19 protein-coding genes and 3 pseudogenes are annotated in these 25,387 nt (G+C 43.3%); 7 read left to right on the top strand and 15 right to left on the bottom strand.

Going from position 1 to position 25,387, the window contains the following annotated elements; all coding sequences use genetic code 11:
* Nucleotides 1-18: 18 nt before the first annotated feature.
* Complete coding sequence (locus tag AC4CU3_RS12820) at nt 19-1,827, bottom strand: ABC transporter substrate-binding protein (RefSeq protein ID WP_005400310.1); 1,809 nt, start codon at nt 1,825-1,827, stop codon at nt 19-21.
* A 17-nt stretch (nt 1,828-1,844) separates the two neighbouring features.
* A complete protein-coding gene (locus AC4CU3_RS12815; RefSeq protein WP_171054228.1) occupies nt 1,845-3,635 on the bottom strand; it encodes an ABC transporter substrate-binding protein in 1,791 nt (596 codons plus the stop codon).
* A 373-nt stretch (nt 3,636-4,008) separates the two neighbouring features.
* On the opposite strand from AC4CU3_RS12815, the gene AC4CU3_RS12810 reads away from it, so the two are divergent.
* From AC4CU3_RS12810 to AC4CU3_RS12790, 5 genes and pseudogenes are all read left to right on the top strand, one after another.
* Nucleotides 4,009-4,392: a transposase gene (locus tag AC4CU3_RS12810; RefSeq protein ID WP_058951668.1), complete on the top strand. Its 384-nt coding sequence runs from the start codon at nt 4,009-4,011 to the stop codon at nt 4,390-4,392.
* Nucleotides 4,389-4,724, top strand: coding sequence for an IS66 family insertion sequence element accessory protein TnpB (tnpB, locus tag AC4CU3_RS12805; protein WP_205667427.1), 336 nt, complete (start codon nt 4,389-4,391; stop codon nt 4,722-4,724). Before AC4CU3_RS12810 ends, tnpB begins: the two co-directional genes overlap by 4 nt.
* 74 nt (nt 4,725-4,798) lie before the next feature.
* Nucleotides 4,799-6,178, top strand: a pseudogene (gene tnpC, locus AC4CU3_RS12800) (IS66 family transposase); the annotation flags it as partial.
* A gap of 576 nt (nt 6,179-6,754) precedes the next feature.
* A complete protein-coding gene (gene ltrA / locus AC4CU3_RS12795) occupies nt 6,755-8,416 on the top strand; it encodes a group II intron reverse transcriptase/maturase (protein ID WP_005167203.1) in 1,662 nt (553 codons plus the stop codon).
* 104 nt (nt 8,417-8,520) lie between these two features.
* Nucleotides 8,521-8,748 (top strand): annotated as a pseudogene (locus tag AC4CU3_RS12790) (transposase domain-containing protein); the annotation flags it as partial.
* 371 nt (nt 8,749-9,119) lie between these two features.
* Here the strand turns inward: AC4CU3_RS12790 and bioD are convergent.
* From bioD to AC4CU3_RS12760, 6 genes and pseudogenes are all read right to left on the bottom strand, one after another.
* Complete coding sequence (gene bioD, locus AC4CU3_RS12785; RefSeq protein ID WP_005400308.1) at nt 9,120-9,764, bottom strand: dethiobiotin synthase; 645 nt, start codon at nt 9,762-9,764, stop codon at nt 9,120-9,122.
* Nucleotides 9,761-10,540 carry a malonyl-ACP O-methyltransferase BioC gene (gene bioC / locus AC4CU3_RS12780; protein ID WP_279043364.1) on the bottom strand — a complete coding sequence of 260 codons (780 nt, stop codon included), beginning with the start codon at nt 10,538-10,540 and terminating at the stop codon, nt 9,761-9,763. Before bioC ends, bioD begins: the two co-directional genes overlap by 4 nt.
* Nucleotides 10,541-10,547: 7 nt before the next feature.
* A complete protein-coding gene (locus AC4CU3_RS12775) occupies nt 10,548-11,705 on the bottom strand; it encodes an 8-amino-7-oxononanoate synthase (RefSeq protein ID WP_005400306.1) in 1,158 nt (385 codons plus the stop codon).
* Entirely contained in the window at nt 11,702-13,021 is a 1,320-nt protein-coding gene (bioA, locus tag AC4CU3_RS12770) for an adenosylmethionine--8-amino-7-oxononanoate transaminase (protein ID WP_039889985.1), read from the bottom strand. The genes AC4CU3_RS12775 and bioA overlap by 4 nt, the downstream gene beginning before the upstream one ends.
* 105 nt (nt 13,022-13,126) lie before the next feature.
* Nucleotides 13,127-13,873 carry a YqiA/YcfP family alpha/beta fold hydrolase gene (locus AC4CU3_RS12765; RefSeq protein WP_005400304.1) on the bottom strand — a complete coding sequence of 249 codons (747 nt, stop codon included), beginning with the start codon at nt 13,871-13,873 and terminating at the stop codon, nt 13,127-13,129.
* A gap of 98 nt (nt 13,874-13,971) precedes the next feature.
* Nucleotides 13,972-14,620, bottom strand: a pseudogene (locus tag AC4CU3_RS12760) (IS1595 family transposase).
* Between the two features lie 132 nt (nt 14,621-14,752).
* On the opposite strand from AC4CU3_RS12760, the gene AC4CU3_RS12755 reads away from it, so the two are divergent.
* A complete protein-coding gene (locus tag AC4CU3_RS12755; RefSeq protein ID WP_039889984.1) occupies nt 14,753-15,322 on the top strand; it encodes a peroxiredoxin in 570 nt (189 codons plus the stop codon).
* A 101-nt stretch (nt 15,323-15,423) separates the two neighbouring features.
* Here the strand turns inward: AC4CU3_RS12755 and ftn are convergent, their stop codons facing one another.
* The 5 genes from ftn to AC4CU3_RS12730 all read right to left on the bottom strand — a co-directional run bounded on the left by ftn (nt 15,424) and on the right by AC4CU3_RS12730 (nt 20,557).
* The gene (ftn, locus tag AC4CU3_RS12750; protein ID WP_004695301.1) at nt 15,424-15,888 is read right to left on the bottom strand and encodes a heteropolymeric bacterioferritin subunit Ftn; all 465 of its coding nucleotides are present in this window, start codon (nt 15,886-15,888) and stop codon (nt 15,424-15,426) included.
* A 269-nt stretch (nt 15,889-16,157) separates the two neighbouring features.
* The gene (locus AC4CU3_RS12745; RefSeq protein ID WP_005400301.1) at nt 16,158-17,789 is read right to left on the bottom strand and encodes a PepSY-associated TM helix domain-containing protein; all 1,632 of its coding nucleotides are present in this window, start codon (nt 17,787-17,789) and stop codon (nt 16,158-16,160) included.
* A gap of 6 nt (nt 17,790-17,795) precedes the next feature.
* On the bottom strand, nt 17,796-18,086 hold the full coding sequence (locus tag AC4CU3_RS12740) for a hypothetical protein (RefSeq protein WP_005400300.1): 291 nt from the start codon (nt 18,084-18,086) through the stop codon (nt 17,796-17,798).
* Nucleotides 18,052-18,342, bottom strand: a complete 291-nt coding sequence (locus AC4CU3_RS12735; protein WP_155115824.1) for a hypothetical protein — start codon at nt 18,340-18,342, stop codon at nt 18,052-18,054. The genes AC4CU3_RS12740 and AC4CU3_RS12735 overlap by 35 nt, the downstream gene beginning before the upstream one ends.
* Nucleotides 18,343-18,415: 73 nt before the next feature.
* Entirely contained in the window at nt 18,416-20,557 is a 2,142-nt protein-coding gene (locus AC4CU3_RS12730; RefSeq protein WP_039889983.1) for a TonB-dependent receptor, read from the bottom strand.
* Between the two features lie 276 nt (nt 20,558-20,833).
* Between AC4CU3_RS12730 and AC4CU3_RS12725 the strand changes: the two genes are divergently transcribed.
* The gene (locus AC4CU3_RS12725) at nt 20,834-21,901 is read left to right on the top strand and encodes an SDR family oxidoreductase (protein WP_005400297.1); all 1,068 of its coding nucleotides are present in this window, start codon (nt 20,834-20,836) and stop codon (nt 21,899-21,901) included.
* 355 nt (nt 21,902-22,256) lie between these two features.
* Here AC4CU3_RS12725 and ligA read toward each other — a convergent pair whose 3' ends face one another.
* Together ligA and AC4CU3_RS12715 are read right to left on the bottom strand one after the other, a co-directional pair.
* Nucleotides 22,257-24,296 (bottom strand): NAD-dependent DNA ligase LigA, encoded by a 2,040-nt coding sequence (gene ligA, locus AC4CU3_RS12720; RefSeq protein ID WP_005400296.1) that lies wholly within the window; start codon nt 24,294-24,296, stop codon nt 22,257-22,259.
* Nucleotides 24,297-24,390: 94 nt separating this feature from the next.
* Entirely contained in the window at nt 24,391-25,386 is a 996-nt protein-coding gene (locus tag AC4CU3_RS12715) for a cell division protein ZipA C-terminal FtsZ-binding domain-containing protein (RefSeq protein ID WP_125280318.1), read from the bottom strand.
* Nucleotide 25,387: the final 1 nt, after the last annotated feature.

Raw genomic sequence — 25,387 nt, 5'->3', positions numbered from 1 at the left:
TCCAGTTTTGTTTAATTTCTATTTCTTCAAATCAATATCGATATACATCCACTCTGCGGGCAGTATGGGATGCTTTTTAAAACCAATCACCCGCGGTTGTGCCAAGATATTGCGGTAACGCGCGCCAATCACCTGTACAGGCATATACACCTCCAACAGGCGTGACATTTTGGCGTAGATTGCATCGCGCTCTGGGCTTGGTGTCATCTTTTGGGCTTGTTCATATAGGCGGTCATATTCAGGAATTTTGACGCAGCCATTGTTGGTGATCTTGATGTTCTTGCCATAAAACAGCTGCATAAAGTTATCTGCATCTGGGTAGTCTGCAATCCATGCTGATGCTTTAAACATGGTTTTACATTGTTTTTCTAATTTCAAAGCTTCAGCAAAAGGCATCGACTTGGTGGTCATTTTGATTTTGATGCTGTCTAAGGTTTTCTTCCAAAACTCGGCTTGTTGTTGACTGCGTAAATTATTGCCCGAAAGCGTCATCTCAATCACCAAAGGTTTGCCATTCGGCTGAGCACGCCAACCATCCGCAGCTACTTTATAGTGATAACGATCTAACAATAAATTTGCCGCTTTGACTGAATAAGGAATACTGCTTCGATAATTGGGATCGTAGCCCACCACACCACTTGGAATCGGTGCTTGCAGTTTTTGCGCATCACCTTTTTGTAAAATATTGATGTAATTATCGGCTGAAAAAGCCATTGCCATAGCGCGGCGCAGGGAAATTTTATCTTTACTTAAGCCGCCGACCACTGGGTTTTGCATATTCCAATAATGATAGTCAATCGAAGGATCGGTGATCCGTGACAGCTGTACGCCTTTTTTAACCAATTCCGGTTTTAACTTTCCATTTTGCAAGGCTTGAACCGTCAGCTCACCATCTAAGGCAAACAAATCCACTTCATCTTTAATAAAGGACAACCAGCGTGATTGTCCTTCTTCCATCACCTGAATATCAATCTCGCCAATTTGCGGCATCTTTTTGCCTTGCATGGCTTTGACGATCTTTTGGTCCTTAGGCGTACTGGCTTTAAAGTTCCAAACAAAACTTCGGAAATCAGGATTGGCCTTTAAAATAATCCGCGAACCCGGCGTCCAACGACTGAGCATATATGGCCCCGTTCCTATTGGATGCCCCATGACAAAACCCGCTTTGTCACGATATTTTTCGATGACTTCCCGTGCAACCGCGCCTGCAGGCTGATGCGCAAGCAACATTGGAAAGTTCTGATCTGGGCTGGTCAGGCGAATAACCAAGGTATAACGGTCTGGTGTTTGCAAGCCCGCGACAGATTGGTCGTAATTGAATTTTCCCGTTTTCTGCGCCTGTTTCAGCAAAGCCTCCATCCCTAAGATTCGCCCATCAAATAACCAACTGTTGGGTGAATGCAAACTCGGATCCAGTAAACGCTTAAAGGTATACACATAATCAGCCGAAGTCAGCTCACGCTTTTTACCTTTAAACACTGGGTCTGCAGCAAAATAAATCCCCTTTTGCAAACGAATGGTATAGGTCAATCCATCCGGGCTCACCTCGGGTAAAGCCTCAGCTGTTCGTGGCACCAATTTCGCAGGTGAGGCCAAATAATCGTAGGTAAACAACGTTTCAAAAATCGAACCATTGACATGGGCCGAGTACAAGTCATGCACGCCCGCAGGGTCAAAGCCTGTTTCAGCCACAGGAAAAACATAACGTAAAACTTTTTTCGGGTCGGCAGGGCTTTGCGCAAAACTGGAAACTGAACTACTCAGCAGAATGCTGCCTGCCAAAATTCCCAAACCCCATCGTTTCAATTTCTGATTTAGATCTCTCATTATGTTCTACATCTCAATTATTTTTTTATGGGCTGAATATCCAAATACTGCCAATTGGTATTCATCATCGGATGTGCTTTAAAACCCTGAACTTGTGGATGTAACAACCAATTTCGAACACGACTGTTATGAATAATCCATGGGTTATCGGCCTCAATTTGACGACTGAGTTTTTCATAAAATGGCAAACGCTGAGGCGGTGGGAGTGCCATTGCTTGTGTATAAAGTGCATCATAGGCTTTGGACTGATAGCAACTGAGATTGCCCTGCGCCGAATTGGGCCCATACAGCAGCTGAGCAAAGTTTTCCCCTTCAGGATAGTCTGCAATCCAAGCCCCGCCCCAAATCATATATTTACATTGCATCGCTGCTTTTAAATTGTCAGCAAAGTTACTCACCACAAAGTCGGCACGCAGACCAATAGCATCTAAATTTTTCTTCCACAGTTCAGACTGAATCACGGAACTGGAACTGTTTTCAGTCATAAACTTGAGCGTTAAAGGCTGACCATTCGGTAGCCGACGATAACCATCTACACCTTTTTTATAACCGAAACGATCCAGTAATTTATTCGCCAAGAGCGGGTTATAGGCCACGCTACTCCGATAATTCGGATTAAAGCCTTGTACCCCCTCAGGCACCAACATCTCCGACTTCACCGCCTGCCCTTTATACAGTTGTTTAATGGCTTCTGCTTGGTTATAAGCCAGACTAATCGCACGTCTTAATGCAACTTTTTCAAGCCCAAAACCACCCACTGTAGGGTCTTGCATATTAAACATGGTATAGGTGATTTCAGCGTCTTTATTGGGGAAATGTTGAATACCCTGCTTGACCAGTTCAGGTTTGAGTTGTTTGCCATTTAAAGCCTGTGGTACCGCATTCGAAGTCAGTTTGTCAAAGTCGAGTTGCCCTGATTTGAACGCGAGCCAGCGAGACTGTTCCTCTTCAATAATACTGACGCTGACTTTGCCGATTTGCGGCATTTTTTTGCCTTGCATCTCCTTGACCAGACGGTTGTCCCAACTCGAACCTGTAGATTTAAAGTTCCATGTAAAACCACGATATTTCGGGTTGGCCACCAGTTCAATACGACTCCGCGGTACATATTTGCTCAGTTGATAAGGTCCTGTCCCCACTGGATGCTGCGCAATTCGATCCCCATAAAACTCCACCACTTCCCGCGCTGTTCCGCTAAATGTGGCGTAAGCTAAGATATAGGGAAAATTATAGTCAGGACGAGTTAATGTGATTTGTAGTGTGTATTTATCGAGGGCTTTTAAACCCAGAATCGCGGCATCGTAATTAAACTGGCCTGTTTTCTTGGCCTGAGCAACAGCAGCATCGCCACCGACAATTTTGCCCTCAATAAATGAATAGGTCGGTGAGCGATTTTTCGGATCCATAATCCGCATCATGGAATAAATATAATCCTGCGCCACCAACTCTCGCGGCTTGCCTTTGAAGGCGGCATCATCGCTAAAATAAATATTGGGCTGAATTTTAAAGATATAGACTTTGCCCTCTTGTTCTATTTTTGGCATCGACACTGCTGTGTTTGGAACCAATTGAGCGGGGCGTGCCAAATAATCGTATTTTAAAAGCGGTTCAAAAATGGCTTGGGCAATACTACCACTATAAAAATTATAGGTTTTAACCGTATCAAAACCATCATCAGGCGCTTCATAAGCGATATTTAATACTTTGTTTGGATCTGCAGGCGACTTTGCATAGGCAGAAAAGCCAAAACCCATCGCAAGGGATAAAGCAGCAAGCTTCAGTTTTTTTGAATTCAAGTTCATACCTATACACATCTTTTTTTTAAGCAAGGTGATCTCATGCCATCCATGTTCAAGGTCTGTGTTTTATTTTTAAGACAACACTGACAAAGACTTAAAACATAAACCCATGTTTTATAAATTAAATTTTAATTATCAAAATTTAAAAAACGGTCATGGGCAAATATTCACCTCAGCAACAAAGCGAATATCATGCCACGCCTATTTTTTCTAATTCCTTAGAATGTTGTACCATAAGTCGAAAAATGTTCCATCCCATTTATACGGCTAAGCTTCAGATATAACTTAGGTAAAACGTAAGCGTCCGCTGAACACATCTTATGAATTCGTCCTATAAGCCTTAATTTAGTCCTCACTTAAAAACAAGTGGGAACTTAAATTTATGACTACAAATAATCAGACATCCATCGCATCTCTTACGATAATACGAAGAACATATAGTGCTGAATTTAAACAGCAGATCGTTCAGGCGTGTAAAGCATCGGAGGTTTCAATTGCTTCGGTCGCTTTGCAACATGGATTGAATACAAATCTTGTATCCAAATGGATTCGCTTAATTGATGCTAAGCCAGGGAATGATCGCTCACCCCTACCGAATAAACCTGCATTTATTGCCTTATCTTGCTCCGCACCATTAGATCCTATTTCTACTGGCATGTTAACGGTTCAAATTACTTTACCCCACTCAAAAGCAGAAATTGGCTTGAAATGGCAAGTATCAGAAATATCTGCTTTAGCAGAATTACTCAAGGCACTTACAACATGATCCGTATCGATGAAATCTGGTTGTCTACTCAGCCCATGGACATGCGTGCAGGTATGGATACGGCCATGGCTCAGGTGGTGAGAGCCTTTGGCTACATTAAACCGCATTGTGCTTACCTGTTCTGTAATAAACGTGGCCATCGCATGAAAGTGCTGGTACATGATGGACTGGGGATCTGGCTGTGTTCTCGGCGGTTGGAACAGGGCAAATTTCACTGGGCTAAAGTTCATCAGGGTGAAACCCTGGCACTCAGTCCAGAACAGTTACAGGCACTGATCCAGGGTTTGCCTTGGCAGCGCATTGGACGACAGCAATTGGTCACAATGCTCTAAACTAGCTTGGTCCATTCTGCTATTCTCCAAACGTTCTATTTCATTCTTCTCATGACCTCAGGCATACTGCGGTCATGAATACACTGCCTGATTTAAGCCAACTGACCCATGAACAACTGCTGGAATTTACTAGACAGTTGGCAATGCAACATCAGTCTCTGGCACAATCAAATCAAGAATTAGAAAAATCAAACCAGCAATTGGATGCCAAAGTTCAACATCTTTCCATTCTCACGCAAAAATACGAGCATGAGCTCGCACTATTTAAACAGCACAAATTTGGCAGTAAAAACGAACATCTCACCGCAAAACAAATCCATCTGTGGGATGAAGCGGTCGAAGAAGATATTGCCGCTGTTGATCTGGAACTGGAACGGCTGAATGCAGATAAAACTGATGCAGCGACACACAAAGCCACAGTCAACAAACCTAAACGTCGACTGCTGCCCGATCATCTACACACCATCCGTATCGAGCATGAACCAACATCAACCCAATGTGCTTGTGGCTGCACCTTGCGTCGTATCGGCGAAGATATCAGTGAAAAACTACATTTCAGACCGGCACAGTTCTATAAGGAACAGCATGTGCGTGGCAAATGGGTCTGTGATCAGTGTGACACCCTGACTCAGCAAGCGATGCCCGCCTATGTGATTGATAAAGGTATTGCCAGTCCTGAACTGCTTAGCCATGTGTTGGTCTCGAAATACGCAGATCATTTACCGCTGTACCGTCAACGTCTGATCTATCAGCGGGCGGGAATCGAGCTTTCTAGATCAACTTTATCTGACTGGATAGGTCGCTGCGGTGTAGAACTGGAACCTCTGGCCAATGCTTTAAAAGAGGTGGTGCTGCAACAGCGGGTGATCCATGCTGATGAAACGCCGGTCACCATCATGCGGATGAGTGATGATGAGAAAAAACCGAAGAAAGGTTATGTCTGGGCCTATGCAACAACCCAATATAATCCAATTCAAGCCGTGATTTATGACTTTCAGGATAGTCGTTCAGGCCAGCATGCTGAAGCGTTCCTGAAAGACTGGCAGGGCCATCTGGTCTGTGATGATTACAGTGGTTATAAAGCACGCTTTAAATCAGGCCAAGTCATTGAGGTGGGCTGCATGGCGCATGCTCGTCGTAAATTCCATGAACTGCATGTGACCAAGAAAAGTCAGGTCGCTGAACAGGCCTTAGTGCTGATTCAGAAACTGTATGCCATAGAAGCAGAACTCAGGAGAAAGACCGATGGTACAGCAGAACAGCGCCGCGAATACCGACAACAGCATAGTCAACCGGTGATGCAACAACTGTATGAATGGCTCAACCAGCATCAACTGACGGTGCCATCGAGTTCTCCAACCGCCAAGGCCATCAATTACACTCTGAAGCGTTGGCCAGCTTTAAGCCGCTATCTGGATGATGGCAATCTACCGATTTGCAATAATTGGGTGGAAGTGCGACACGAAGTCGCTTAATGAAGTTGTTCCCCCCTGCGGGAACCACCCGTGTCACCGGGTGAATCTAGAAGGCTGAATAAAGAGCGCCTTCGACAATGTAACGAGGCACCGCAAGGTGCGGGGTATCAATCGTGAGAGGCGTACCCTTCTGGCAGCCATAGCCGGACAAGGGCTAGATAATCGGTATGGTGAACACATGTGAATCTGCGTAACGATCGTTAAGTTGAACGAGCGGAAATGGCTGATACGCTCGAACCAAAACGGTAATGGAGGTGGGAATTGCGTCTTTCGACTACGCATTCGTGACCCATACGCCTCCCGGTCGATAGCAGGCACCTAAGCCGATGTACTTCAGTAAGCGGAACGTGGAAATCCCGTATTACTCCCATTGGGAAAGCAGTTTGCAAAAACTGCCCATGGTGATGCGGGCGAAGGAACGAGGAAAAAGCGAATGCCAGTCTGTAATGGGTTGGATAGAGGTTGAAACATTACCCCACGCGAAAGCGGGCTGACGTCCTTATGGTCTCTCATCACAAGAGAGTGTGTAGAACCCTTTTAATGGAGGGAGAGCAAATGAATGCAGCAGTATCAGCGTGTGCACCTTCCAGCACATCGTGGGACAGCATCGATTGGATTGCTGTACAGCGTCATGTCAGAGGGCTGCAAGCGCGTATTGTGAAGGCGGTACAAGACGGCAGGCATAACAAGGCGAAAGCTTTGCAATGGCTGCTGACTCACTCGTTTAGTGGCAAAGCATTGGCCGTCAAACGAGTGTCTGAAAACAAAGGCAAAAACACGGCTGGGGTCGACAAGGTGACTTGGAATACACCCAAGGCCAAGACCGGTGCGATGATGTCGTTGAAGAGGCGAGGTTACACGCCCCTTCCGCTTCGGAGAGTCCTTATTCCGAAGAAAAATGGCAAGATGAGACCTCTCGGGATACCCACGATGAAATGCCGGGCCATGCAGGCGCTCCATCTGCTGGCTTTGGAACCCATCGCGGAGACCATCGCTGATCGGAACTCTTATGGGTTCAGACCGCAACGCTCAACCGCGGATGCTGCAGCACAGTGCTTTGGTGTGCTGTCAAGAAAAGTAAGTGCGGAGTGGGTGCTAGAGGGTGACATTCAAGGCTGTTTCGACAATATCAGCCATGACTGGATGATCGCCAACCTCCCAATGGACAAGGTGATTCTACGGAAATGGCTCAAAGCCGGTTACGTCTACCAAAGCAAGCTGTTTCCCAGTCTTTCCGGAACACCGCAAGGAGGTATTATCTCCCCGGTGCTGGCCAACATGACCTTGGACGGACTGGAAACGATGCTGGCGAAGAGGTTCTCTAACGCCAAATGGACAGGCAAAAAGCTGCAACTGGTACGGTATGCGGATGATTTCATCATCACGGGGTATTCTAAAGAGTGGCTCGAAAATGAAGTTCGTCCTGCCGTGGTTGAATTTCTGGCGCAGCGCGGTCTCGTGCTCTCTCAGGAAAAGACCAAAATCACGCACATAGGGAACGGGTTCGATTTTCTTGGCTGGAACGTACGTAAGTACAACGGCAAGCTACTGATCAAGCCGTCAAAGGCAAACATCAGCGCTCATCTTGACAAGCTGCGAGCATTAATCAATGCAAACAAAGCGACACGACAGGCCACTTTGATCGGTTTGCTCAACCCGATTCTAAGGGGTTGGGCCAACTATCATAGTCATGTCGTTGCCAAGAAGGTTTTCAACCAGGTAGACAACGCAGTGTGGGAAATGCTCTGGCGATGGGCTGTACGTCGCCACCCTCGCAAGACACTCCGATGGGTCAAAGATCGGTATTTCAAAGTACAAGGAGCGCGTCGATGGGTGTTCTCATGTGATGAACAGTCCGCCGATGGTCGGAAGCGACAATACACATTAGTGTCTGCCTCGGACACGCCAATTGTGCGACATATCAAGATCAAGGCTGCTGCTAACCCTCATGACCCCGCATGGGATGAGTACTTCGAATCCCGATGGGGTAAAAGAATGCTGGTCTCCGCAAAGGGGCGAGCCAAGCTGTATCGGGTGTGGCTAAAACAAGGTGGTCGCTGCTGCGCCTGTCTTAAACCAGTCACCAAAGATACACCATGGCACAGCCGTCATATTGTGAAGCTAAGTCATGGTGGAACGGATGCAGTTGCTAATCTTGAGATTTACCATCTGTATTGTCCGAGGAGTGTTCAGTTTGCCAATGTCAACGATGTATAACCGGGTGCCGAATGGCGCCTTAGCAGAGGCTTGAGCCGTGTGCTGGGAAACTCGCATGCACGGTTCTTAGGGGGTTGGACGTAGGTAACTGCGTCTGACTACCCGACAACCAGGTGCGGCCTTGGGCGTTGGGACGTAAGAACTGGTTATTTGCAGGTTCGCTGCGTAGTGGTCAGCGAGCGGCAAACATCATGACTTTAATCCAGTCAGCAAAGCTGAATGGGCTGGATCCGTATGCCTATTTAAGTGATGTGCTGAAAAGATTGCCGACCCATAAAGTGACCCAAATAGAAGAATTGCTACCACACCGCTGGAAATCCAACTCAAATTAAAAAATAGACATGGGGTTCAGCGGACGCTTACGGTAAAACATCAATTTCTTCTTGAATAGTGCCCGTAGACAGCAATTTACACCTGCTCTTTATTCGCGTCAGATGATAAAAGTGAGGTCATACAGTTATCCCTCTGTCATTGCGCACACTATCTTTTTACTTCTTTGATGTCATTTAAATTATTTTTCTAGTCGATATTCATGAAAACATTTTCGTCACTGCAAATCTTCATTTTTAGTTTGAGCGAAGTTCGGCTTGAAGCGTTCCAAAATTTAGCAACAACTCATCTTCCAAATCCAGCGTGATCATGCACGCTTTGGAAGAGGATAAGTTTCACTCTTTTTCACATGTAAGTAATAAAAGTAAAAAGATTACTTCAACACGGGAATGTCGATCCACAAGGCTTGCGGAAAATGTGTCGCCAAATAAGCTTTTAAATAGTTCGCAGTATCTTTAGAAATGAGTTCATCTTGTGACTCATCATTTAAGTTATAGGCTAAAGCATAGAGCTCCAAACCACGACTTTTCAGTGCTTCTAAACTTAAAATGGTATGGTTAATACTGCCCAAACGCCCCGAACTCACCAAAATTACAGGCAGTTGCTTGGCTGCAATATAGTCAATGCTGAGCAGATCTGTGGTTAAAGGCACCATCAAACCACCCGCACCTTCTAACAACACCACCTCATATTTTTCAGCCAGCTGCTGAGTAGCACGCTCGATTTTTGCAAAATCAATCTCACGACCATCAATTTTAGTCGCTAAATGTGGCGATGCAGGATAACTAAAAATTTCAGGCATGGTCAGCTTACTGTCATCTTCAGGAAACCAGCCCATACCCATAATTTTACGGTGCTGTTCAATGTCTTCAGAAACATCCACATTACCCGTTTGCACTAACTTTTGGGTAATGGTTTTTTGGCCTTGTTCATTCCAAAGCTTGGCTAAGTAGCCCGTGGTATAGGTTTTCCCAATGCCTGTATCGATTCCACTGATAAAGTAAACTGATCCAGTCATGGCATTCTCCGTGCAATACAATAAATAGGGTGATAACTCAGGCGATAATGAATCTGTCCTGATGTATCGAGTTGTGAAAATTGTTGATAATCTTGATAAAAGCGTTCAAGCGAGTGCTTGGTCCAACGAAAGCTCGATGCAGTTGCCGTGACACCTGTGGCTTTTAAATGTTGCAGTATCTGTTTCGGTGTCGCAAAGTCTAAGCACTCAATTTGTTCAGACAAATGCAGAACTTCAAAACCTTGATTTTGCAATTTTTCCCGTAGTTGATCGAGGTTGACATAATCTAAGCCTTGCCCCGTTAAGGTCTTAATCTCTTGTAAATTCCGCTCGCCAAAGGTGGAAAAACAAAACAGCCCTTGTGGGAGCAGACTGTCATTCGCTTTCTGAAAAACAGCAGCAAGATCTGTCATCCACTGCAACGCAGAGGTCGATACAATCAGTTCTAAATGAGTTGGAAAAACAAGCTGTTCAATATCACCTAATAACCAGTCTATATTTGAATAGCCATGAAAGTGCTGCTGCACCTCGGCATATAAGTCATTCAGTAAATAGTGCTGAATTTGGAAATCTTTCAGCAATAAATGGCTTAAATTTCCTGAACCACAACCAATTTCAAACACCCGCTCAAATTGCGTTTTAGCAGCATGACGTTGGATTAAATTAAAAAGCTGGCGTGCAATTTGCTTTTGCACAACCGCATGCTCACTATAGCTTTGCCCTGCCTGAGCAAAGCGCAATGCGACTTGTGCTTTATCAATCTCTAAATTCTTCACGACTCACTCACAACAACTGAATCAACTGATCTAAATCAGTATGGCGAACTTGAGCGGTCAAGGAAATACGTAGTCTAGAACTGTGCTGCGGCACAGTCGGTGGTCGTACAGGCATAATATAAAAACCTGCTTGTTGCAAAGCTTTCGCCTTCTCTACCGTTTTGCTCGAATCACCGATGATCACAGGGACAATTTGAGACGTTGATGGACAATCAAAACCTTTGGCCTGAACCGCTTGCTGCAAGGTCTGACTGATACTGTGTAAATGCTGTCTTGAGGTCTTTAACTGCAAGACTTGTTGCAAGATAAAGTTGCTCCACGCCATGCAGATCGGCGGTTGTGCCGTACTAAAAATCAATGGGCGCATCGTATTGATCAGATAGTCTCGAATCACAGGGTGACAAATCAGATAGCCGCCGATTGAAGCCATCGCCTTACCCAAAGTGCCAACCAAAAAGTCGATCTCATCAATCACTTTGTATTGCTCAGCACTGCCCAAGCCTTGCTCACCACGCACACCGATACCATGTGCTTCGTCTACATAGAGCATGACTTTTTCAAACTGTTTTTTGATGCGAACCAATTCAGCCAAATCGGTTTCATCACCATCCATACTAAAAATGGACTCGGTCACCACAATGATTCGATCAAAAGTATCATCGGTATGATACTTTTGCAAAAGTTGGGTTAAATGTGCCAAGTCATTATGGCGATAACGTACCAACTTCGCTGTCGATAAACGAATACCATCAATCATGCTGGCATGGATTAATTTATCAGCCAGAATTAGGGTTTTACTGTCCGCTAGCGCAGGTAAAATACCAATATTCATGTGATAGCCGCTGTTGAATACCAAAGCCGCTCGACCATGAAAAGCTTGACTTAGGCTGGCCTCAAACTGTTCATATTCAGGAAAATTACCCGTCAATAAACGTGAAGAAGCTGAACTCATCCAGCGCTGCGCATTTGGTGTTTCATCGAAAAACTGTTCTCGTAATTCGATATTTGCAGCCAATCCTAGATAGTCATTCGATGCCAAATTCAACATCTCATGATCATGGATTCGAATCATCCGCCCTTGCTGCACATTGGACGTGAACTGGCGCAAATTGCCTTGCTGTTTAAGCACATCCAGTTGTGCTGCAAAATGCTCTACATGCTTCATACAACAGGCTCCTGCATCTGCACCACCACTTCAACCAATTGCTCAAGCAAGGTCTTGAGTTCCTGTGTACTAATCACATAAGGGGGCATCACATAGACCAGTTTTCCAAAAGGTCGCACCCAAATACCACGGCGGACAAACTCCTGTTGTAAGGTCTTCATATCCACATTAAACGTCAGCTCAACCACACCGATGGCACCCAATACACGAACCTCGTGTACATATTCAAGTGACTGCAACGGTGTCAAGGTGGTACGAAGTTGTGTTTCGATGCGTTGAATATTGCTTTGCCAATCTTGTGAGATGAGGAGTTCTGTACTTTTCGCCGCTACTGCACACGCCAAGGGATTGGCCATAAACGTTGGGCCGTGCATAAACACACCCGCTTCGCCTCGACTGATAGTTTCAGCAATATGCTTTGTGGTTAAGGTTGCAGACAAGGTCATATAGCCGCCTGTCAAACCTTTACCAATACACATAATGTCAGGTTCGACCTGTGCATGCTCCCAAGCAAAGAGCTTCCCCGTACGCCCAAAACCCGTCGCAATTTCATCAAAAATCAGTAAAACACCGTATTTTTCGCAGAGCAATTTGGCCTGTCGTAAGTACTCAGGATGATAAAAACGCATCCCACCTGCACCCTGAACAATCGGCTCAATAATCAGCGCGGCGATAATTTCATGCTGTGTAGCTAAGGTGTTTTCAAGCTCATGGACGTCATCCTCATTCCATGCTGCATCAAAGGCAACTTGCGGTGCAGGAACAAAAATACGATTGGGTAAACTTGAGCCAAAAATTTGATGCATCCCTGTGACAGGGTCACAGACCGACATCGCATTCCATGTATCACCATGGTAGCCCGAACGCGGAGTGACAAAATTGGTTTTGTCTTGTTTCCCAAGCGAAGTCCAATATTGAACTGCCATCTTTAACGCCACTTCAACCGCAACAGAACCCGAGTCTGCATAGAAAATTTTATCTAAACTTGGCGGGGTGATTTGCAACAGTAATTTGCCCAGTTGAATGGCGGGATCATGGCTAAAACCACCAAACATAATATGCGACATGTTTTGCAGTTGATCCGTCACAGCCTGATTCAGTTCAGGATGATTATAGCCATGTATGGTGCACCACCACGAAGACATTCCATCAATCAACTGACTACCATCTTCTAATTCAATGGTTGAACCAAAGGCTTTTTTAACTTTAAAGGTGGGGAGCGGATTGGTCATCGAGGTATAAGGATGCCAAATATGTTCCCGATCAAATGCTAAGTCATCCAACTCAGCATCAAATTTGGCATTGATCTCAGTCATCCTTAACTCCATATCTACGACAGTTACAGCAAAATTTCAATTTGACTGATCTTAAACCTGCGCGCATCAAAAAGAAATTGCGATATTCACCACTCAGTGAATTGTTTAATCCATTTTTTGTAAATATTGGCAGATTTTGTCAGTTACTTCATAGACATGAAAAACTGGAAGTCCATGTGAACCAGTTAAAAGCATCGCATCTAAAAAAATTGCACCTAAAGTTTTTAAATTATCCAAGACTTTGTAGCTAACTAAAAAATCTTGTTTAGCCAGCAGATGGAGTTGATGCCCCGTATAATTTTGTAAGATCTCAACCGTATTTAAATACTCTAAACAATTGAGTCCCTGTTTTAACAGATCTAAAGACTGAGGCTGAAGCAAACTTTGCAACTGCAAAAAATCTTGCTTGGTGGTTGCCGTCCCTTGGCACACCATAAATCCAAATTTCTTTAATGTTGCAATCGCGTCTGCTTCGAAGGATTGTTTAAAACTTTGAAATGTCGCTGGACTCATCGCGGTTGCCCAGTTTTCATGCGCCACAAAGCACGGATTTGAAGCCAGAGTAATTAATACTTTTTGCTGTTGATACTGCTGTTCAACGGCCTCGACCAATAAAGTCGCCAGTTGTCCCCCCAAAGACCAGCCGATAATGACATCAAAATCTTTGGCTTGTTCAGTATATTGCTGCAACGCCTGTGTATCCAATCCATTAAAAATATTGATCAGCTCAACCGAATGACCTTTATGCTGCAAAGCATGAGCCAAAGGTTGCAGTAACTTGGTCCCACCACCCCAGCCCGTGATGAGTAAAATACGTTGATTCAATGCAGACTCTAAAACTGTAAATTTCAAACAGTATAAAACCTCAGACTCCGTTGCAAAGCAAGCCCTTTGAATGAACAGCAAATTTAAATAAATAAGGCTCTAGACTAGCAGATTTACACTTAATTTTACCTAATGAGGTTCCACAGCTCAGTTGCTAACTCATTAGGTTCCCTCATCCAACGCCATTCAGTTTCTTTAAGATGATAATCAAAGTACTCTTTTGATATGCCGTTAAACTTTGCTAGCCTTCTTTTACAAAAGCTCCAAAATGATTCTATTCCATTTATATGGCATTGTCCTCTAGCAAACTCATTTGCTCCGTGATTTACCCTAAAATGCTTTGAATAACCCACATCAACAAGACCATTAATCACTATAAATCACACTCTCAAGTGAAACTTTACCAATGATAACCTCTTGTAAAGTCTTCATTTTACAGTCAGGTACGATTTCAGTATAGACGCGCCCATTACGTTCGAATATTCCAAATACTGGCTGTTTTAGAGTCCCACGACCACGCTTTAACTTTCCATGAAACCCACGTTGTCTTCTCGCTCCAAAATAGCTTTCATCTACTTCTATTGAACCAACAAACTTAGCTCTTAAATCTGTTTGATGATCATAGATAGTTTCTCTAAAAAGCATGTACCAATAATTAATCGTATTACGATTTAAATTGAGTAATAAGGCTGTTTTGGAAGCAGGAATATCAACACAAAAGCATTGAATAATTTTTTTAATCTTGTAGTGACTTAATTTACTGTTTTCTATCATTATTCTAGACTAACATAATTATTCTGCTAGTCTAGAGCCTTAATAATTCAAATTTGGACATGAGAATCTCAGCACTTTAGTGCCTTAAAATTTGCTAAGATCGATGGAATACATTTCTGGACAGCCTACACAATGAAAATAATGCAAATGGCAATGATTAGCTTAATTTCGCTAGGTAGTTTCTGTGCCATCAGTAGCGCCACTTATGCAGCACCGGCTTTTTCAAGCGCTTCATCAGACCAAAAACAATGGGTAGGCAAGCCCGCACCGAGTTTTAAGTTACAAGATCAAAATGCCAAATGGCATGAGCTCAAACAATATCAAGGCAAATGGATCGTTCTGTATTTTTATCCGAAGGATGACTCGCCGGGCTGCACCCAAGAAGCCAATCAGTTCAAAGCACTCTACCCACAATTTAGCAAAAATAATGCGGTGGTCTTAGGCGTGAGTTTGGACGATGTACAGTCACATCAAAAATTTTCTAAAAAATTGGGGCTGAATTTCCCTATTTTGGCTGATAACAATCATCAACTGGCAAATCAACTCGGCATCGTACGAAACTTAGGCATCGCAAAAATTGCGAAACGTGAAACCTTTCTGATTGACCCACAAGGTACAGTGATCTATCACTACAGCAGTGTAAATACCCAAACCCATGCGGGACAAGTATTGGCAGATATTCAAAAATTCTCTAAAAAATAACCCATACAAAAAAGCCTTCGGACATTGATTCGAAGGCTTTTTGATTACTCAGTATGTAAATACACATGCCACCTTTACATAAAACTGGTAGCTGGCATCTCTTACATTTGAGACTGAATGTAGTTTTGCAGACCAATCAACTCAATTAAACGTAATTGTTTTTCTAACCAATAAGTATGGTCTTCTTCGGTATCTGACATTTGCTGACGTAACATGTCACGGGTAATGTAATCACCCTTTTCTTCACACAATTTTACGCCTTGCGCTAATTTTTCACGTACATGATATTCAAGCTTTAAATCGGCTTTTAAGCATGAAACGACATCTTCACCAATTTCAACGTCATCACGTTGCATATTCGGTGTGCCTTCCAAAAACAAAACACGGCGAATAATTGCATCCGCATGTTGTGCTTCTTCTTGCATTTCATGATCGATACGTTCAAAGATTTTGCTCAAACCCCAATCTTCATACATACGTGAATGAATGAGATATTGATCGCGTGCAGCCAATTCTCCACCGATCAACATATTTAAGTAGTCTACGACTTCAGGATTGCCACGCATTTCAAAATCTCCATTCTCTAATGCAACTATTATGGACATATTTAATTCACTTTGCAAAAGATAAATTATGTAAGTTTATGATTTTTATAAAATTAAAATGAGAAACATACGCATTTGCAGTATGAATCATCAAAATAATAGTTATAAAAGAAGCCTTTGCAAAACTTCATCCCTTTTGCAAAGGCTTTTTAGGCTTGAACCGCCCTGTGCTTCATTTTGTAACCATTAAAAATGCTTCTTATTTCAACCTTGGAACGGTGCACAATCTTTCATTTTTTCTGAGCAACGGACCAAAGAGAACCCACTTCTGCGGACTGGACTCGGGCCTGAGCTTGGCGATAAAAACGGAAAAATAACCCAGCAAAAATAATAGCAAAGACGTCAACCCACCATAAAGAGGAAGAAGATGACCATAATCCAATCTCAGGTAAGAGCAATGCGATAGCAGAAGTCAAAGGCATGAGCAGTAAAACAATCACAATCGACAGCAATAACGTTGGTAATGCCCGTGCTCCGCCCAGTACGAAGCTCAGCATTAAGCTGAAAATAAAAATCGCATAATAGATATACATAAACCATGCGTTGATGCTGTGTAGTTCAGGACTGAGTACATAGGCCCAGCGCCCGATCAACATACTCATAACAATGCCAAAGACCGCTCCCAAACATGCGCCTATGGTTAAGTTTGCGATGAATTGCACATCCTTACGCTGTGCAGGTGGTGCTAAATTTGGATTTTTTTGTCGCTTTACACGCGATTCAATCCATAGAATATTGCCTGAGTAAAATAAAAATGCTCCGCCCAGACCCAAGGCCAAATACAACCAACGGGTAAAATCTCCACCATAGTTACCAAAGTGCAAACTGAACATCGATCGAATCAGTTGATCTAGACCAGAACTTTGGGTATTTAAATTGGCTGTACTATAAGGTGCAGGCTGATAAGGATTGAAAAACATCACGTCGAAGTTGTCACCGCGTAACATCTGATCTGGACTATATAAACTGACGCGTGCCGATGCCTTGGCAGGTTGGTCTAGATTGTTAAAGCTTACAGACGAGACCTCATAGCCTAGTGCTTGTTGCTGTACCTGTAAGAGTATTTTTTCAACATCCAGTTGAGGAACTGGATCTGCAATTTGCACCGCAGCAGGACGTTCAAACAATGGTTTGCCTTTGGACACCAACTGCCCCAAGCCATCATAAAAGAGATCATGAAATGCAAAAACAATTACCGTCACACTAATCAAAATATGAAACGGTAAACTGGTAATGCCAATCACATTATGCGCATCGAGCCAAAAACGTTTTTTGTTCTTACCTTGCCGTATCGCAAAATAGTCTTTGACCAACGTCGGCAAGAGGATGATTAAACCTGTCATTAGCGCCAAAAAATATAAGACAGATACCACACCCATCACATAAACACCGAGTGTATGATGCCCAAGCATCCCTGGAATACCTGCCGTTTCGTGCAGTTGTTCAATCAACCAACCCAGTTTAGATAAGTTTTCCTGTTCAACCTGTAAAGTCCCATCTGGTTTCAGTGTTGCTAACATCGCGCTTTGATCGGTATCAAAGGCATGATCATCATGTACTTGACTTTGCGCAGGTTGCCACTGAATCGGGGCATAATGAAACTCTTTGGAGTTTAAATTGATCTGAAAGCTTTTTTGAGCTTCAGGATAATGCTGCTGTACCTGTAACACCAAATCGTTGTACTGATGGAGTTCAACCGTATTTAAACTTTGTTGCGGTGGCGTTGCCCACTTACTCAAATCATGCTGAAACATACTCAGCCCACCTGCAAAAAAGCAGATGAACAAGAGAATGCCTGCGCAAATTCCTACCCATGTATGCAGCTCTTTAGCCAGTCGGAGAATATCTGTACGTATCTTCATGCCCTATTACCCTCTGAACCAAAACACAAGTGTGTAAGCCACGAAATTGAAAAACAGATAAATCACAATGGACTGCCAACCGCGTGGAATAAAATAGGCCACGAAAAAGAGCGGTAGCCAAATCCACGGAATCGACCACATACCTAATTGTGGTGCAAGGCTATGATACTCAGATTGCAGTCCCCACATCGTGATTAACGCAGCTAAAGCGAAAGCTAGGCTGAGTCCAAGAACTGCGCCCGCAAAGCTTTTCGTCCACCAGTCAGGTTGTATCTTTTGATCGCGTAGCAACGTCATGCGTCAAAGCCCCATGTAATAAAGGAATAAATGGCAGTACTGACCACAACACCAATGGCATCAGCAACCACATCAACACGGCCACCAGTTTTGGTAATACCGCCAGTAAAAGAACCAATGCCAAAATAAAAGCAAACCACCCGACCCAACGATACTTTTTCGCCACAGCCTGTTTAAGAACCGTTTGATTAGGATGGGTCAAATACAGCAGTACACAACCACCGCAGCACAGGAATAAACCGAGAAATTTCATCATTGCGTTCAACTTAAATGAGACAGCATTCAGACATAAAAAAGCCCACTGCATCGCAATGGGCTGATCATAAAAATTAGAAATCGAAAGTGACGCCAAGTTTATAGGTACGTGCACCACCAACCGTTGCATAGTAAGAGTTGAACACACCTTCCCAATATTTTTTATTAGTCACGTTATCGACATTGGCTAGGAAAGTCGTGTTTACACCACCCAGTTTTGTTTTATAGCGCGCACCAACATCAAGAATAGTATAGTCAGGAAGTTTATAGGTATTCAAACTATCTAAATATTGTTCACTAACATAGTTAGCCCGAGCATTAACATTTAAACCATCTACCACAGGTACGGCATAATCCAAGCCTAATGAGGCAGTAAAGTCTGGCACACCATAAATCGTATTGCCTGAAATATCAGTGGTGCTTGTAGAACCTTTTGTATATTCAGCATCAATATAAGCCATGCTTCCCAGTAGACTTAAGTCCTCGGTCAAATTCCCTGAGAAGGACCATTCAATACCACGTGATCGACTTTCTCCACCATCTTCAGTAATCTGTGTATTACCATTAACCGCTGTCGCCAAAGCTGTTGTGATCAGAGTCGGTTTTTCAATTTGATAAAGCGCCAAGCTATTTAACCAAGAACCGGCTTGATACTTCGTCCCCACTTCATATTGCTTCGTTTCGTAAGGCTTAAACAGTTTTCCTTCATTCACATCCGCGGTAGAAGTTACTGAGTCTGCTTTTGATAAACCTTCAACATAACTTGCATAGAAAGATAAATTTTCTCCAAATGGTTTGATTACGATGCCTAAACTTGGTGAAAACTTATTTTCATCGTATTTCACATCTGTAGTGAGACTTTCTAACTGCATATCTTGATAACGAGCACCCAAAATCAACTGCAATTTGTCATCCAACATTGAAATTTGATCCGTCAAGGTATAACTCATGAATTTATCATCCTCATAAGGTACAATTGTTGGATAGGTCGTTGGCATTGTCCCATTCGAGTTCGGATTATAAAGATTCGTTGTAAATGATGAACTGGTCGCACGAGAGTGTTGATCGTATTCGCGATGTACATAATCTGCACGTAACCCAAGGGTATGTTTAATGGCGCCTGTATTGAACTTAGTTTCAATACCCGTATTACCACTTAGGTTATTTTCTTTAGATGTGACTCGATAGTACTGCGAAGTTGCATCACCTGCACTGTTCTGCAAGATCATACGCGTACCAAAAATATGGCCCGAATAACCTTTTTCAACATAACCCACACCTGCAAAAACTTTGGTATCAGGGGTGAATTTATATTCACCATTTAAGCCCGCATAACGGCTATAGGTTTCCCCATGAATTTGATCAAAGTAATTATTATCACCCTTTGGTGCAGCAACTACGCCTGTTTTTTGCATAGAGATCATTGCAGGTGAACCATTATCACGGTTTTCACGAATGGCATAAGCATCAAAGTTTAGTTTTAATTTATCGGTCGTATAATCTGCTGCAATCGAACCCAGTGCTAAACGGTCATCCATACCTTCAATAAGATGCTCACCGTCTCCATATGTGCCGTTTACACGAACTCCAAATTGTTTTTGGTCACCAAAACGACGAGAAACATCTACATTGGTTTTATAATAACTCTCATCTTCTAATGACGTCGAAATACGTGTTAGATCTTGGTCGGCACGTTTAGAATTAGCAATCACGACTCCGCCAACGCTTCCCGCTGGTGCCATACCTGCAACCAAAGCATTCGGTCCTTTCAATACTGTCACCGATTCTAGTAAATCTGTTGGTATACGTCCCATAGGAGCTACAGCGTATAACCCGTTATAAGCCATATCATCATAGCCGACACTAAAACCACGAATTTGGAAGTTTTCGTTTAAATGACCTTGATTGGTCGTCGCACGAATACTGGCATCATTTTCTAAAACTTCCCCCACTGTAGATGCTTGTTGATCACGAATCAGTTGCTCTGTATAAGTAGAAACCGTAAATGGCGTATCAATCGTTGACTTATTCCCTAAAGCACCCAAGTCAGCTGCCTTCGCCAATTTACCATCGGCATAGCCTTGTTGTGATTGCGCTTCTGATTTTAAGGCAGGTAAAACTGAAACCTCCTCTGCAAATGCAAGCTGTAAACAGCCGCCACCCATCATTAAAAGCCCAACAGAGCTTGCAAGAATTTTCTTAGAGAAGGATTTCATTTTAAACAACACTTATTTTTAATGAGAATCATTATTATATGTAAAATAATTATCATTATTTATTGTATTTTATCATTTGACTTATCTATCTGATCTAAAATACAAATTTAAGCTTACTGCTAAAAAATACGTTTTACTCGCTCATTTTCAATACAGTGTGGTGCAATATTATAAAATGACGCATAAGTCAGACACCTGTTCACCCCAGAGAGACAAAGACTTTCAAGGCATTCACGTTTACACTAAGCCAATACTTAAAACAACAATGGGTAATCTATGACAAACTTAGCAACACAAGCACCGGTACTGGTTACAGGTGCATCGGGTTATATTGCCAGTTGGGTGATTCAAAAATTATTAACCCAAGGGTATACCGTTCATGCCACTGTACGTGACTTGAACAAAACCCAAAGCTTTGCACATTTATCTAAAATTGCAGACAGCAGTGCTGGAACACTGAAACTCTTTAAAGCCAATTTGCTCGAGCCCAATTCCTTTAAAGAAGCGATGCAAGGCTGTGAAATTGTCTTTCATATGGCCTCTCCTTTCGTCGTTACTAACTATAAAGATGCAGTGAAAGACATCATTGAACCTGCTGTTTTGGGTACAGAAAATGTCTTAAACACCGTAAATGAAACCGAGTCCGTTAAACGCGTTATAGTCACTTCGAGTATTGCGTCGACCTATGGCGATGCCATTGATATTTTAAAAACAGACCATAATTCTTTCGATGAAAGTCACTGGAATACCAGCAGCTCAGAGACCCATCAGCCTTATCCATATTCCAAAGTGATGGCTGAGCGTAAAGCTTGGGAAATGGCGGAGGCACAAGATCGTTGGCAGTTGGTATGCATTAACCCTGCGTTGGTCTTTGGTCGTTCATTGACACCAAATACACAGTCAGGTTCGATTGAGGTCTTACAACAGTTTACCAATGGCTTGACTTTAGCAGGTGTCCCACCCATGTGGAATGGTGTGGTCGATGTTCAAGATGTTGCTGAAGCGCACTTACAAGCAGCATTCAACCCAGAAGCAACAGGTCGTTACATCGTCAGTGGTGGAACTTTAAGTCTGCTTGAAATCGGTCAATTACTTAAAGCACATTTTGGTTGGAAGTTTCCATTTCCACGAAATGAACTTCCTAAAGCAGCTTTTAAGGTGATTGGTCCATTCATTGGTTTTAGCCGCGAGTTTGTTGAGTTAAATATGGGTTATCCAATTTATTTTGATGCGAACAAGAGCCAAAAAGAATTAGGCTTAAAGTATCGAGATGTCAAAGAAAGCTTGGTTGAGCACTTTCAACAATTGCTCGATGACGGTGTTATTAAGCAATATATTCCTTGAAAATAAATAAAAAGCTTAGTGCTCGTCAACGTCATAGCTGACAAGCACTATGCTTTTTCTAAATTTATGAAGGTATGGGATACACGAAATGTCATCAGCAACTGTTCGAGACAACACTACATGAGAAAAAAATGTTTCTGCGACAATTTTACTCATTGATAGCAATGAACGAGTTTTGCTGATGACTCATGCCTTTGGTTACTTTGGGCTAATCCAAAGTAACATACGAACTTCAAGCATTTGATGCGAATACGTAAGACTCCGCTGTAACCCTCATCATTAAAAGTCATTTTAGTCGTGTGCTTTAACTGAACGCTATTATCTGAACAGTATATTTTTGATCCAAATCAAAAATCTAAGCCTCTAACTGGCCATAATCTTTCATCAGTTGAATAAACTCAGCTTCATTGATCACAGCAATCCCGAGCTTCTCCGCTTTATCCAGCTTTGAACCTGCTTTTTCACCTGCGACAACACACTTAGTTTTACTCGACACACTACCACTGACACGTGCGCCCAGTGCTTGTAGAAGCTGTGTTGCTTCATCACGGCCCATCGTACTGAGTGTCCCCGTCACGACCCAACTTTCTCCATTTAGAGGTTGGCGACTTGGTGCCACAGGCGCGTCCCAGTGAATACCTGCCGCCAATAATCGGTCCAAGACTTCAAGGTTATGCGGTGCTTGGAAAAAGTCGACAATCCACTCCGCCGTGATATCCCCCACATCTGGAGTTTTCTTTAAAGCGTCAATGTCTGCTACACGTAGCGCATCTAAAGTTTGGAAAGTATTGGCCAACATACGTGCTGTGGTTTCACCCACTCCACGAATCCCCAGTGCATAAATAAATGCAGCCAAAGTGGTTTTCTTACTATTTTCAATCGAATCAATCAAGTTCTGAACGGACTTCTCACCCATTTTTTCAATGGTTAATAGCTTTTCTCGGTGCTCATGTAGGTGATAAATATCAGCCACATCTTTAAGCAGATCAAGATGTAACAGTGATTCGACCCAACGATCCCCCAAACCTTCAATATCAAGCGCTTTACGTGACACGAAGTGGCGAATTGCCTCAATACGCTGTGCAGCACAATACAAACCACCTGAACAACGTGCTAAAGCTTCACCTTCAGGCATCACCACAGGTGATTCACACACGGGACATTGGCTCGGGAGTTCAACTTCAGTGGCATCGACAGGACGGAACTCAGGCCATACTTTTTCCACTTTGGGAATCACATCACCACTACGGTAAACACTGACAGTATCGCCAATTCGTACATCTAGGCGGTGAATTTCTCCAATATTATGCAAGGTCACATTTGAAACGGTCACGCCGCCCACAGCAACAGGATTCAAACGCGCCACAGGTGTGAGTGTACCTGTACGCCCCACTTGCCAGTCAATATTTTCAACCGTGGTGAGCGCAGCCACCGCAGGGAATTTATAAGCCGTTGCCCAACGCGGTTCACGACTTAAAAAGCCGAGCTGTTGCTGTTGTTTGAGGCTGTTGACCTTAATCACCATACCGTCAATTTCCACACTCAATTGTGGTCGTTCCGCATTGATTTGTTCATAAACCGCTTGAACTTCTTGAATACTATCGCAGACAAAATGACGCTCACCAACTGCAAAACCAAACTGTTGCAACCACTCTAGACTTTCCGACATGGTGCTTTGACCATGATTCGGTTCACACTGCGCAATACCATAAGCATAAAATGCGAGTGGACGCGAAGCCGCAATATTCGGGTCTAACTGACGTAGACTTCCCGCTGCGGCGTTACGTGGGTTGGCAAAAGTCTTCTCCCCTTTGGCTTCATTTTCGGCATTGAGCTTTTCAAAACCTGCTTTAGGCATCAAAACTTCGCCACGAACTTCCAGTAACGTAGGTACTTCACCCTGATCTGTACTCAACACCTTCGGCAAGTTCCGAATGGTTTTGACATTTTGAGTAATGTCTTCCCCTGTTTCACCATCACCACGTGTCACCCCACGCACCAGCACCCCCTGTTCATACCACAGTGAAATGGCAAGACCATCAAACTTCAGTTCGACATCATATTGAATCGTTTGATTCGGCAACCGTTCTTCTGCACGGCGTGCAAAGGCAAAGAGTTCTTCTTGATTAAACACATTGCCTAAAGACAGCATCGGTACCACATGGGTCACGCTCGTAAACTTCGCCAAAGGTTTACCACCGACTTTATTGATCGGGCTATCTGGCTGAATATACTCAGGGTATTGTTCTTCTAAAGCTTTCAACTGATGAAATAACTGATCATACTCGCTGTCGGCAATGGTCGGCTGATCCATCACATAATAAGCATGATTATGCTGTGCCAAAATTTGGATCAGTTGACGCATTTGCGCAACGACAGTCGAAGGTTGAGTCATAATTTCACCATAAAAAAGGGCGGTCTTTGTTCCGCCCTAAAAATTGTATTTCTACTGTCTATTATAGAAATCGTTATCACTGCTTTCAATCAGATTAAGCGTCAATTGCTTGTCCAGCACGGTAATCAATCGCCAAGTGGCGCCAATGCTCACGCAGTTGTGGCGTGAACTCTTGGTTGTTTTGGTCATAAACTGTTCCATCGATTTCACGGGCAATCAAACGTGAAATACTGTCCATAGTGTCGAAGGCATTTTGGACATCGCGGTGTGGTAAGGCCAAGAAAAATGCCAAGCCTTTAATTGGATCGGTCGACAGATTTTCCAAGTCAAAACCATCCATGCCTGTATCGGTAATTTGCAACACAGAGAACAGTAACTTGGTTCCATCTTCGTTATAGCGATGGAAACAAGACATTTCGCCAAAACGTAAACCATACTTCATTAAAACTTTTAAAGTTTTCTCACCAGACAATGCACGACGTTCAGGATAAACATTCAGGGCAATAAACGATTCTGCTGTGGCTAAAGCACTTTCATCATCGACAATTTTTTGCTCATACAAATGTGCATCTAAAATGCTGCTTTCATCGTCAAACTCTGAAATTTCGGCTTTTTCGACATTGGCATTTAAACTAAATTCAGCTTTATCCGCTTTTGCTTGGTCATCAACAAGCGAGGAGCTTGCGCTTTCAGTCGTTAATTCCGTTGCATCTGCTACAGCATTTTCAGGAGCGACTGAGTCTACTGCTTTATTTTCTACCTCAGCTGACGCATCCAAACTTGGTTCAGTACTGCTGCTTTCGAGCACACTGTCTGCATCCAAAGCTTTCGGTTCGGCTTTTTCAGACAGTGTCTCTTCTACAGAGTTTTCGTTTAAAGTCGGCTCTTTACGTTCAGCCTCTTCAACTGATGCCGTTTGCAGTTGATCACGTACGTGACGCGGGATAATCGGTTTTTGACTGTCAGCATCGATATGCAATGCGGACTCAAGTGAAGGCGCTGCATCTGCCGGCTTTCGAAAAATCATTCGAACCCCAAACAGCATAATGATCACTGCTATGACGATACCAATAATTGTTGTGTATTCCATC

It is taken from the genome of Acinetobacter sp. 802_lipA (genome assembly GCF_058242885.1).
Note: the sequence above shows the minus strand (reverse complement) of the source record. Positions and strands in the feature narration are given on the sequence as shown.